The organism is Paenibacillus gallinarum (genome assembly GCF_014836635.1).
Classification (GTDB): Bacteria; Bacillota; Bacilli; order Paenibacillales; family Paenibacillaceae; genus Paenibacillus; species Paenibacillus gallinarum.
This window is the reverse complement of record NZ_JACSQL010000014.1, coordinates 1-12,849: the sequence shown is the minus strand read 5'-3', so window position 1 is coordinate 12,849 and position 12,849 is coordinate 1. Positions and strand designations below refer to the sequence as shown.

Below are 12,849 nucleotides of genomic sequence, written 5' to 3'. Positions count from 1 at the left end.
ATTGTGTACTCTTGATATAAGCAACATAATAATTTGTATACTAGATTGAATATGCTTTTATTTTATAACTTTAAATTGAAAATAGACATGGAATAATGTAGATTGAATATAAAACAATGTGATAACTTTCTAGGATTTTTAATGAGAGGTGACAAAGAATGAACGCTAGTTTCTCCAATCATTCCCATAGTAATCTAGATCTCAACTTATACACATGTGGTAGAGAAGCTTGCGTGGGAAAACACTCATATGGCCCAGCGATTCGAAGCGGGTATATGATTCACTATGTAATAAAAGGAAAAGGGATTTTTAAAGTTCATGACAAAACTTATCACCTCGGACAACAAGAAGCCTTTTTAATTGAGCCCAACGTATTAATTTATTATGAGGCAGACGCTGATGATCCTTGGGAATATATTTGGATTGGTTTTAGCGGGGTAAAAGCAAAGGAATATCTAAATAGGACAAGTATATCTACAGACAACCCCATCTTCACATTTGATCAAACGCACAAGCTGGCAGATTGCATGAATAGTATTGTAAGTATGACGGCACTGACTTCTAATAAAGATCTGCTGCTGACATCAAAGCTATATGAATTTTTCTATGTATTGTGTGAGCTCTATCCAAATCTTGAAATCACGAGTGAAGTAAAGCAACAGAAGTATATTGAAAATGCGCTGCAATTCATTGAGCAAAATTATGCATATCATATTACAGTAAATGATGTGGCAAAATATATCTCCATTGATCGTTCCTATCTACACCGATTATTTAAGCAATACCTCAATAAATCCCCACAACAATTTTTACTGAATCTAAGAATCGAAAAATCATGCTTTTTATTAGCCAATTCTTCACTTAAAATCGGGGATATTGCTCGGTCCGTAGGTTATAAAGATGTGCTTTTATTCTCGAAAATTTTCAAACAAATAAAAAACTGTACGCCCTCAGAATATAGGAAGAGGCTGCTTTAATATAATGAGTAATGGCTTCATCCTTTGAAGCCATTAGATTCATGCAATGAACCCAATTGATAGAGATTGCTTAATCACCTTTAATATTTAGGTAATGATATTACAGCATTTACGAAGGCGTTAAAGGAGTAGGAAGCCCGTAACACGTCACTCTAACTTAAAAAGAGTATTCCCCCTTACATCATTCTGTAGAGACTAGAGACATCATAAGTTAACACGCGGGTAGCTCATCAGATTTCATAGTCTACAGGGTTCATTTATAAAGGGATCCTTTAACCGATGTGTACCTCTACTAGAGTATTGATTTCCCAAAGTTTAGCCAGAATCATGATGAGTTTAAATAAAGAAAAAACCGAGCAAATGGCGGGAAATAATCCTGCATTTGCTCGGTTTTAATATAAATTTATTTACATGAAATATGAGTTTTAGAGTAATGGTATGAGTTTATTTGTAACTCATATTGACATTAATCTATATTATTCAACAGTTACACTCTTCGCAAGGTTACGTGGTTTATCCACATCAAGACCCAGAGCAAGAGATGCGTAGTAAGCAAGCAATTGAAGTGGTACAACAGCTAGTGTTGGAGTCAAGATTGGCAATGTTTTAGGAATTGCATAAGCTTGGTCTACGGATTTAAGCAGAGTTGCTACATTCTCTTCATGGGTAATGACCATAACATCCGCACCGCGTGCTTTCACTTCTTTGATGTTACTTACTGTTTTCTCAAGAACATCTTCTTGTGTAGCTAGAGCGATAACAGGAATACCTTCTTCGATCAAAGCAAGTGTTCCGTGTTTCAATTCTCCAGCTGCATAAGCTTCAGAGTGAATATAAGAGATCTCTTTCAGTTTCAAGGAACCTTCTTGTGCTACAGCGTAGTCAACGCCGCGGCCGATGAAGAACAGGTTCTTGTGCGTAGAGATTTGCTCTGCATATTCTTTGATTGTGTCTGCTTGATCAAGCATTTGCTCAACTTGCTCAGGCAGAGCTTGCATTGCTGCAATAATGTTTGCAATTGTCTCTTCTGTTTGTGTTCCGCGAACTTGTGCAAGATACAAGCTAAACAGTGCAAATGCAATAAGCTGGGAGCTGTAAGCTTTGGTTGAAGCAACAGCAATTTCTGGACCCGCAAGTGTAGCAAGTACATCGTTCGCATCACGAGCGATAGAGCTTCCTACTACGTTGGTAATTGCAAGTACGTGTGCACCGTTTGCTTGAGCTTCACGGAGTGCAGCAAGCGTATCTGCTGTTTCACCAGACTGGCTGACAACAATTACGAGCGTGTCAGAGTTCACGATTGGTGAACGGTAACGATACTCGGAAGCCACATCTGTTTCTACCGGAATACGTGCCAGTTGTTCAATCATTGTACGTCCTACAAGACCAGCGTGGTATGCAGTTCCGCATGCAATGATTTGAATGTTTTTAATATTTTTAATTTGCTCTTCTGTCAACTTCAGATCAGGAAGAACAATCTTTTTGTGATCTTCAGAAATACGGCCAAGCATTGTTTCACGGTATGCTTTTGGCTGTTCGTAAACTTCTTTCAACATAAAGTGATCGAATCCGTTTTTCTCAGCTGTAACAGCATCCCAATCGACACGAATCATTTCCCGAGAAATAAAATTCCCCTCGATTGTCATCAATTCGACAGAATCTTTTGTGAGTACTGCCATCTCACCGTCATTCAGGATATACACATTACGAGTATATTCGAGAATAGCTGGAATGTCAGAACCAATAAAGTTCTCGCCTTCACCAATACCAATGATCAGTGGGCTTGCTTGACGAACAGCAACCAATTTATCTGGCTCATACTCAGTAAGTACTCCAAGTGCAAAAGCACCACGCATGTGAGTAATTGCTTTTTGAACTGCTTTTACGATATCGCCATCATATTCACGTGCAACCAAGTGAGAGATAACTTCTGTATCTGTTTCGGAAGTGAAGTTGCATCCTTGGCTGATCAATTCATCTTTCAGTTCCAAGTAGTTCTCAATAATTCCGTTATGCACAACAGAAAATTTCATGCTGTTGTCTGTATGTGGATGAGAGTTTTCATCCGAAGGCTTACCATGAGTAGCCCAACGTGTATGTCCAATTCCTGCATTCCCTTGCAGCGGAGCTGTTTCCAGTTTTGCTTCCAGGTTTGCAAGACGACCAATAGATTTTGTAATTTGAAGACCTTCTGAAGTGAAAACAGCAATCCCCGCAGAATCATAACCACGGTACTCCAATTTTTTCAGACCTTCGACTAGTACATTTTGTGTATTCTTAGTTCCGATATATCCAACGATTCCACACATAGGTAAATTCCTCCGATTTTGAATCATGCGAAGGAGATGAATGCATACATTGCAAAAATAAGCATGAGGAAATAGTTGTCTGATATGCGGGTGACAAACCCTTTACGGTAAATTTCACAGCTTTTCATAAGACGATGTCCTGAAATGATAGCACCTAGCTACTTTAGCTAATCCGTATTTTTTATAATGATTCATGCCACGATGAATGCATATCAACCTCATGTAGTATTAAGCAAAGATGCTCTCCTCGTGCATGTTCTAATTTTATATTTTTAATCACCTATCGATTCGTTGTAAAAACAGTCACCTGTTTCTTTTCCGTACTCGAATTAACGGTATGGTGGAATACCGGGAGGTCCCCGCCGAACAATCCGAACACCTCCACCTCGTCAACTTGCCCATCCGTCCAATTGTTATTACAACAACTGGTTCCGTACGCTGGTACAAGTTCTGGCGCTTTTAAAACGTTGTTACCTCACGATCCTCGCTTTCTGTATCTGAATCACACAACTCATTATATGCATCTCATGTAAGTTTTGCAATGGCGCTTTATACCTTACATTCATTTTCATCATTTATACCCATAAAATAGAGCCTGGGAAACCATTATTAGTCTCGCAGGCTCATTTTTAAGCTTGTTTGTTTATACAGAAAGCTCTTTTTTCACGACAACTGCAATCTGCTCCACAAATTGTTCCAATTCGTCACGGTCTGGACCTTCTGCCATAACACGAATTAGTGATTCGGTACCAGATGCCCTTACTAGGACACGTCCGTTATCGCCAAGCTTGTTCTCTACTGCAACAATGGCTTCTTCAATTCCTTTATTACCTTCAAACTTACTCTTGTCTTCTACACGAACATTCACAAGAACCTGAGGATATTGTTTCATGATCGATTTAAGCTCACTGAGTTTTTTGCCAGACTCTTTAAGTGTATTTACCAGCTGAATACCTGTCAGCATACCATCACCCGTCGTGTTGTAATCAAGGAAGATTACATGCCCGGATTGTTCTCCGCCCAGGTTATATCCCCCACGGCGCATTTCTTCCATCACGTAACGGTCGCCGACTGCAGTTTTTGCCGTTTTAAGTCCTAATTTCTCAGTTGCTTTATAGAATCCAATATTACTCATAACAGTGGACACGATGGTTCCGTCTTTTAATTTGCCTGCACGGTTCATTGCATCGCCGCAAATACACAGAATAAAGTCACCATCTACTTCCGCCCCTGTCTCATCAATGGCAATCAGACGGTCTGCATCGCCATCAAAAGCAAGCCCAAGTTCTGCACCATGACGCAGAACTTCTTCTTTTAGTTGCTCGGGATGTGTAGACCCGCAATGATCATTGATGTTAAGTCCCGTTGGTTCCGCACCAATTGTAATCACTTCTGCCCCTAGGTCTGTAAACAGTTTAGGAGCAAGTTCATAAGCAGCCCCATGTGCACAGTCAAGTACAATTTTCATTCCGTCAAAACGGGAAGAGACTGTTGTTTTCAAGAAATCAAGATATTCGAACTTCGCATGATCATTAACGGTAAGCGCACCTAAATTACCCCCGATTGGACGTGGGAGTTCATCTTCGTAGGCATCCATCAACTCTTCAATACGATTTTCAGTCTCATCAGAAAGTTTAAAACCATCGCCACCAAAGAATTTGATGCCGTTATCTTGTACCGGATTATGAGAAGCTGAGATCATTACTCCCGCATCTGCTTTAAGAGTTCGCGTCAAATATGCTACCGCTGGTGTAGAAACTACACCAAGACGAATTACATCTGCTCCGATGGATAATAATCCAGCGATTAGAGCAGACTCCAACATCAATCCAGAGATTCGAGTATCCATACCAATCACGACTTTTGGACGTTCTACTCCACCAGCAAGTACATATCCTCCACAGCGGCCAATACTGTAGGCCATTTCAGCTGTTAATTCTTTATTGGCTACTCCACGAACTCCATCGGTACCAAAATATTTCCCCATTGTTTGTTTACCCCTCTTTTTTTATATCATCTTTATCAAAAATTCGTTTTCATATCTGCCTTTGTATAAGTACTTTAATGGCTTATACATTGTTTCTATTACGGTGTTTCTATTACGGTGATGAAGAATTTGCTCCAGCTGAGCTATCGTTTTCTTCTGAGTCGTTTTCCGTATTTTCATCAGTGCTCCCATCAGAGGTTCCAGCATCTGTATCCTCTTCTGAGCCTTGATTATTCGGTGTTTCCGTTCCGCTATCTTCATCCGGCTTCGTTTCAGGTTCGGCCGGAGTTGTAGATGTTTCTTCTGAATCATCCTTTACCTGTATGGAAACTTTAAGATCCGCCGAAGAAGATTTAACCGTCACGTAATCAGGTACTTCTACCTGTAACGCAACTACATGGTTACCTTCCTTGAGGTTTTTCGCGTCCGCAACAAGTTTAATATCACTAGCATCAACATTATCCAGCATATCACTCGGACCCGAAACCGTTATATCTTTATTTCCACTTTGGGGACGAGTTATTGTCGCAGTTAAACTGCCCCCAGGTTCCTGAAGAGTAACGGGAACGTTACGAATTATTTTTTCGCTAACAGACGATTCTTCCGATGCAACAACAGTCACCGTAAGTACAGCGGAGCTCGGCTCGATTTTCTCAAAACCAGAGGGCGGCGTCAAGTCCACATTAATTGTCTCTGTACCAGCCTCTTTAAGTGTGCTAAGGTCCAAAGTCACTCCACTATAGGACTCTATCCCTACCAGCTCTTCTTGGCTTCCGAACAACGTTACCTCACTTACACTTGAATCCACTTTAGCTAAAGTAAGCCCTTCGGGGAGCTGACCTTCGTACTGAATTTTTAAAGGAACTTTAGCAAATTTCTCAGATATCGGAATATCAACAGAGACAGCAGCTGGTTCAATAACCGCTCCTTCTATCTCTTTTCCTTCCAGATCATAAGCTACTAACTTCACTTTTTTCTCAGTTACATTCTCAGTTGCCCCATCAACATTAACCGTACCTTGAACCTTCCCCACAGCAGCAAGTTGGCTATCTGGCAAAGTAACTCTTACAGGTTCATTTGGTGTAATAACCGGCGTCCCTACTGCATATCCCTCTGCTGGCGTTCCTGTAGTAACCACATTTACTTCAAAATCTTGGGACGATAATTCCTCAATCGTAACTGTTACACTGGAAGGTTCCATAGATACAAATTCCACACCTTTTGGAACCACATGACTAAGAGGAAGCGTCGTTGTACCCGGACTAACGTTGCTTAAATCCAGTCTTACTTTATATTCATCCGTAAATACAGAAGTGAGTACAGAACGCTGACCTCTGACCTGCATTTCTACTTCTGTTTCACTCATGGATGTTAGTACATATTTAGATGAATCAATTCCATAAGCTTCGATTTTGACGTTATCAATCGCACGAGGTTCTATGGAAGTGTTTGTTGTTGGCGTCGGTGTAACATCGTTCGAATGAACCATAGCCCACAATAGAAGACTGACCGCTAGCGCCAATATTTTGGCAAAATTGTTATTATTGAACCATTTATCCATTACTGACGTCCCCCCTTCCGTTTCCAGAACGGGTTGCGCTTCTCTTTAAGAGTAGAAGATGGACGAAGTTCTTCATGTAATTTGGAAATGAGTGATTCTTCTTTAATATCTCTTACGACCTGACCATTAATCGCAAGGGAAATCTGACCCGTTTCTTCAGATACCACAATGGCAACAGCATCGGCAACTTCACTAACCCCGATAGCTGCCCGGTGACGTGTGCCCAGTTCCTTACTAATGAAAGGGTTCTCTGATAAAGGTAAATAACAGGCTGCCGCCGCAATCTGTTTCCCTTGTAGAATAACAGCCCCGTCATGAAGCGGTGTATTCGGTATGAATATATTAATGAGCAGTTCCGAACTTAACACAGAGTTCATCTTAATACCTGATTCTGTGTATTCATTAAGGCCCGTCTCTCGTTCAAAGACAATTAATGCCCCGATCTTACGGCGAGAACAGTAGTTTATGGCTTTAATTAATTCATTCGTAAACCTGCTAAATTCCTCATTATCTGCACTAATCCGATTAAACCATTTACCTCGTCCTAACTGTTCAAGTGCACGGCGGAGCTCCGGTTGGAAGATGATGAATAGACCAACCACACTGAAAGTAAAGAATTGGTTCATGAGCCACTTTAATGTGTAGAGATTAAACCAGGTGCTGACAACCCAAATCACCACCAATAAGAGTATCCCTTTCAGCAATTGCACAGCACGTGTACCCCGAACAAGCAGGATGATTTGGTATATAATGTAGCCTACGATTAATATATCTATAATGTCTTTAATGGACTCTTGCCATGTTAAGTCCGCAAAATAGTTCATCCTTTTGCCCCCGTTATCCCCTTGTTGAGTAAACGCTACACGCTATTTAAGTTGTAGTTATAGTATGTTCTTCTTTATATCTAGGTTATAACGTTAAAGTACAACTTGCAAGCGAGCAACCATCAAATTACCCATTTATTATAAATATGCCCTGTTCTATGAAAAAAAGAGCCCCTCGCAGCCGAGGTGCCCTGGTAATGTTTATAAAATATTGCCTAACGACTACCATTTAATACCTTCTTAGCGATACGCTACAACGGACATGATGTTTGTTACCTTATACCAAATCCAATCAAGTGCCTGGTCTATACTCTTGATCTGCCCGGAAACATGTGCTGTAGATGCTTGCATATTGTAAGAACCATCAATAACCGTAAGATTCCCTTCTACGTTGCCATATATCTGAGCTGTTCCATTTTCCACGGTTAAATCCCCGTTTATAGACTTGCCTTCTGGAATAATAACATTATTCCCTTCAATTACGATTTGATCCAGATCACTGCCTTTAACGATCAGCTGATCGCTCTGATCCCAGAAGCTAAGAGTACTGGACAACATGACTAACAAAAATACAGCAGCAGCAGTAAATGCAGGATGTCGCTTCACCCATTTCAGCCAAGGTTGCTGCTTCTTCGGTTGTGGTACAGCACTCATGATCCGATCAGTCAGCTCATCTGAAGCAGACGGGGAATAATGTTTCATAGCATAAAGTAGCATATCCGTCTGTTCTAACTCTTTAAAAAGCATGCGGCAGTCAGGACACATCGACAAATGATTCTCGAGCCCCTTCTTCTGGGCAGTCGAAAGTTCATCATCTAAATATTCATGCATTAAAGAGGTGATTTCATTGCAATCCATATGAGCATATCCTTTCCTCAAGATCTATGAAGTCTCACGTCTATAAATAAACTTGTTTGCGTAACTACGTATTAAACATAAGACTCGTTTTCATGTTATACGCAGTGACGCTCAAGATCGTTTCATTAAATTTAAAAAATAACAAAACAACCTAGAGTTTATATTCAAGTTTTTTACGTAAAAACTCACGACCTCTATGTACTCTTGTTTTGATCGTTGTTACCGGCATGTCCAATACTTCACTAATCTCCTGAAGAGAAAGATCCTGCAAATAGCGCAGTACCATAATGGATTTATACTTTGCTGGCAAAGTTTCAATGGCATCTCGAATAATCCGTTGTGTCTCTGATAATAGAGCTTCACTTTCCGGAGTCCGATCATCACTTGGGAGCATGGCATAACCATCTGTTCCTTCCTGCTCACCAATTTCCGCATCAAGTGAATACGAAGGCTTCTTTCTTCTTAACCTATCGATACACAAGTTCGTAGCAATACGGTAAATCCATGTAGAAAACTTCTGTTCAGGATCATATTTTTCCATATTCCGATATACCCGTAAAAAAGTTTCCTGTACAATATCTTCCGCCTCGTGCCGATTATTGAGCATACGATAAGCCAAATGAAATAATTTGTCTTTGTATAACTCTACAAGCTCAGCAAAAGCTCGCTGATCTCCCTTGAGTATGAGTTTGACCAACCTTTTTTCTAAATTGTCCACCATCTATTCCCCCAGACTTGCTGATGGGTCTTTCGTACCGCCCTATTTGGCTACCTACATCATTCAAATCGTAATCGATGTCCACCTAAATTGCAATCCATTTCAACTATGAATCCATTAAAAATATCACAAAAAAAACCGGGGTCTCTTTTGCAAGATCCCCCGTTTATTGAAAAACCTATAGTCATGATTTCGCTTTGTATTTAACGACTTATCAACCTGTATTTCGTAGCCCTGCAGCAATACCATTGATGGTTAACAACACTTCACGAAGCAGCTCCGCATCATCGCCGTCTTGCTCGCGCAGTTCACGTAGCTCTGCAAGCAGTTGAACTTGGAGATAACTTAACGGATCAACATATGGATTCCGCAAACGGATCGATTCTTGAATAACAGGTACGTTATCCAAAATCTCTTGTTGTCCCGTTACTTTAAGTAACAGATCTTTGGTCAACTTATATTCTTCTTTAATAAGTCCCACAATCCGATTACGTACTTCTTCATCCTTAACCATATAAGTATACTGTTTTGAGATATTCATATCCGCTTTCGCTACTGCCATTTGTACTGTATCTATCAAGGTACTAAAGAAAGGATAGTTATTATACATATCTTGTAGAACCTTCAGGTTCTCTTCCTTACCTTGGTAGAAACTCTGTAGACCCGTACCAGCTGCGTACCATGCCGGGAAGAGGTAACGGCTCTGTGTCCATGCAAACACCCATGGAATCGCACGCAGGTCCTCAAATCGGTCGCTATTCTTACGCTTAGATGGACGAGAACCAATATTTAGTTCCCCAATCTCAGGCAAAGGAGTAGATTCTTTAAAGAAATCGAAGAAATCTTTGTCGCGGAAAATAAGATCTTGGTACTTTTCCAGTGAAACTTCGGAAATTTCTCTAATGATCTCTTTCCACCCAGCTTCTTTCTCATCGACTTTCTCCGTACGAGCAGCAGTTGCTGATGTTAATAATGCAGACGTAGCTTGCTCCAGGCTGCGATAAGCAATACCTTTAAGTGAATAACGAGAAGAGATAACCTCTCCTTGTTCAGTAATTTTAATACCTCCACCAATGGTATGAGACGGCTGAGCCAGAATACTGCGATTTAATGTCATTCCTCCGCGTCCAAGAGCTCCTCCGCGTCCATGGAAGAATTTCAACTTCACTCCGTAATCTTTACTCATCGCCGTAATATCATTCATCGCAACAAGCAGTTCCCAGTTCGCTGTGACTACTCCACCATCTTTATTACTGTCAGAGTATCCAAGCATGATTTCATGTACGTCATTTCTTGCTAGGACACTTTTACGATAGACTGGCAAATCAAACAGACGTTTCATGATTTGCGGAGCAGCATGTAAGTCATCAATCGTCTCGAATAAAGGTACGGACTGAATTGAGCATACAACAGTGCCGTCAGGTTCGATACGATATAACCCAACTTCTTTAGCGAGGACCATTACTTCGAGCAGATCACTTGCACCTCGTGTCATACTAATCAGATAACTAGTTATGCAGTTCTTTCCGTACTCTTTTTGAGCTCGGTAGATGGTACGATATACTTCCAAGCATTCATGTGTATTCTCACTATACTTAAAGTGAGATGATGTTAATGGACGCGGATCATTGAGCAAATCAGCAAGTAAATTAATCTTTTCTTCCTCACTGAGCGCAGAATAATCTTCCACAATATTCATATGAGCTAAAATTTCTGTCATCGCATTTTCATGCTCTTGACTGTGCTGACGAATATCTAACGTAGCAGTGTGGAATCCAAAAAGTTCTACTTGGCGAATCGTTTTCTTGATATACGTATCTGCAACATAGTCAGCATAATGATGACGCAAGCTACAATCGATCACTTTTAAATCACGAATTAATTCCTCTGGTGAGTCATACCGATCCGGCTGACCCAATTTGCTTTCATCAAAAACATTACTAAGTTTAGTTATCATATAAGCAAGTTTAATACGGTAAGGTTCTTTCTCATTACGCCATATGTCTGCTTTCTTAATAACTACATGTTTTCGATCCTCTTCAATAGAAGCCATTAATTCTTCAGATACGTTTACGATATTAGTGCTGAAACTTAAATTTCCCATCAGCTCAATTAAAATACGTTTATATTCGCGTATAGCAAGCTTACGTTGCACTCGGAGTGTCTCCCAAGTCACATCAGAAGTTACCGATGGATTTCCATCACGGTCTCCACCAATCCAGGAGCCAAATCTCAGGTACGTAGGTACATGCCAGCTATTTTCTGGATAATACTTTTGTAAGCAACGTTCTAGTTCTTCATAAACATCAGGTAGTACATGGAATAGAGTTTCATGGAAATAGTACATTCCGTTTCTTACTTCATCAAGCACAGTAGGTTTACGATCTCTCAGTTCGTCCGTTTGCCACAGGGTAATGACTTCGTTGAGTAATTTCTCCCGCAGCTGTTCACGTTCCCGGAGCGTTAGTATAGGATTATCTAATAGCATGACATCTTCCGATATACGTTTATGTATATCGAGAATAACACGACGCATGGCTTCCGTAGGATGCGCAGTCATAACAAGCTCAAGGGAAAGAGAACTTAGGATTTCCTGAACATCATTATATCCAAACCCTTTTTCCTTCAAAGTTTTAACAGCCATTTCGATTGATCCTGGCTGCACAGTCTCTCCTGCAGATCTTTCGTAGTCACGTTTGCGGCGAATTCGGTGGTTCTGTTCCGCAATGTTCACCAATTGAAAGTATACTGCAAAAGCTCGTATCACTTGATGGCGCTTCTCAGAATCTAATTGCTTGATCATACTAAGGAATTCTTGATACAACTCTGGCGTATATTCTGCTCGTAAAGCCTTACTGGTTTCACGAATTTTTTCTACCACGTCTAGAAGTTCATTACCTCCTTGATGGACGAGAACCTCCCCGAGTATATTACCAAGAAACCGCACATCCCGGCGCAACAAGTTGTTAGAATTGCTTTTGTTCGCGGTTACCGTAATTTCTGTCATGCTTATCCTCCTATCTCCAGCTAATTACAAAATTCTACGTAAAAAAATGACACCTTCATAACATAATACAATAAAAATCAGTGAAAATCTTTAGTTTTGTGATAGAAAATACAGGTTTTTTGTAACTTTTAATGTAAAATACTGCTTTTCTTGTCGTATTTCTAGAGATTCTCTTGACCAATTCAACAGTGGATAAGCTGATTTATTGCTTCTATATGTTAATCAATGTATCCAATATTTATTTGCAATTGCATAAAAGCAAGTACAATCTAGTAACAAGCACACATCTAGTAATACACTAATTGATCCATTAATTATATCTATATATACAAAAAAAAGCCTAGTTACTGAACCAGACTTTACGTTAAATAATTGGAGCGGGTGATGGGAATCGAACCCACGCTATCAGCTTGGAAGGCTGAAGTTCTACCATTGAACTACACCCGCATATAAAGTATCGGGATGACACGATTTGAACATGCGACCCCCTGGTCCCAAACCAGGTGCTCTACCAAGCTGAGCTACATCCCGAAATATAATGGCGCGCCCTGAGAGATTCGAACTCCCGGCCTTTTGATTCGTAGTCAAACGCTCTATCCAGCTGAGCT

General features: G+C 40.4%; 8 protein-coding genes and 3 tRNA genes. 1 reads left to right on the top strand and 10 read right to left on the bottom strand.

The window, feature by feature from the left end; translation table 11 throughout:
* Window positions 1-158: 158 nt before the first annotated feature.
* Window positions 159-977: an AraC family transcriptional regulator gene (locus H9647_RS21470; protein ID WP_191803894.1), complete on the top strand. Its 819-nt coding sequence runs from the start codon at window positions 159-161 to the stop codon at window positions 975-977.
* A gap of 476 nt (window positions 978-1,453) precedes the next feature.
* Here the strand turns inward: H9647_RS21470 and glmS are convergent, their stop codons facing one another.
* The 10 genes from glmS to H9647_RS21420 all read right to left on the bottom strand — a co-directional run bounded on the left by glmS (window position 1,454) and on the right by H9647_RS21420 (window position 12,849).
* Window positions 1,454-3,286 (bottom strand): glutamine--fructose-6-phosphate transaminase (isomerizing), encoded by a 1,833-nt coding sequence (gene glmS, locus H9647_RS21465; protein WP_191803892.1) that lies wholly within the window; start codon window positions 3,284-3,286, stop codon window positions 1,454-1,456.
* Between the two features lie 643 nt (window positions 3,287-3,929).
* Complete coding sequence (gene glmM, locus H9647_RS21460; RefSeq protein ID WP_191803891.1) at window positions 3,930-5,273, bottom strand: phosphoglucosamine mutase; 1,344 nt, start codon at window positions 5,271-5,273, stop codon at window positions 3,930-3,932.
* 112 nt (window positions 5,274-5,385) lie between these two features.
* Window positions 5,386-6,834: a CdaR family protein gene (locus H9647_RS21455; protein ID WP_191803889.1), complete on the bottom strand. Its 1,449-nt coding sequence runs from the start codon at window positions 6,832-6,834 to the stop codon at window positions 5,386-5,388.
* Window positions 6,834-7,658 carry a diadenylate cyclase CdaA gene (cdaA, locus tag H9647_RS21450; protein ID WP_191803887.1) on the bottom strand — a complete coding sequence of 275 codons (825 nt, stop codon included), beginning with the start codon at window positions 7,656-7,658 and terminating at the stop codon, window positions 6,834-6,836. Before cdaA ends, H9647_RS21455 begins: the two co-directional genes overlap by 1 nt.
* Window positions 7,659-7,898: 240 nt before the next feature.
* Window positions 7,899-8,516 (bottom strand): zf-HC2 domain-containing protein, encoded by a 618-nt coding sequence (locus H9647_RS21445; protein ID WP_191803885.1) that lies wholly within the window; start codon window positions 8,514-8,516, stop codon window positions 7,899-7,901.
* A 151-nt stretch (window positions 8,517-8,667) separates the two neighbouring features.
* Window positions 8,668-9,234 carry an RNA polymerase sigma factor SigW gene (gene sigW, locus H9647_RS21440; protein WP_191804071.1) on the bottom strand — a complete coding sequence of 189 codons (567 nt, stop codon included), beginning with the start codon at window positions 9,232-9,234 and terminating at the stop codon, window positions 8,668-8,670.
* Window positions 9,235-9,448: 214 nt separating this feature from the next.
* The gene (gene ppc, locus H9647_RS21435) at window positions 9,449-12,241 is read right to left on the bottom strand and encodes a phosphoenolpyruvate carboxylase (RefSeq protein ID WP_191803884.1); all 2,793 of its coding nucleotides are present in this window, start codon (window positions 12,239-12,241) and stop codon (window positions 9,449-9,451) included.
* A gap of 373 nt (window positions 12,242-12,614) precedes the next feature.
* Window positions 12,615-12,688: transfer RNA gene (locus H9647_RS21430), tRNA-Gly, on the bottom strand.
* Between the two features lie 10 nt (window positions 12,689-12,698).
* Window positions 12,699-12,772: transfer RNA gene (locus H9647_RS21425), tRNA-Pro, on the bottom strand.
* Window positions 12,773-12,780: 8 nt separating this feature from the next.
* A tRNA-Arg gene (locus tag H9647_RS21420) sits at window positions 12,781-12,849 on the bottom strand.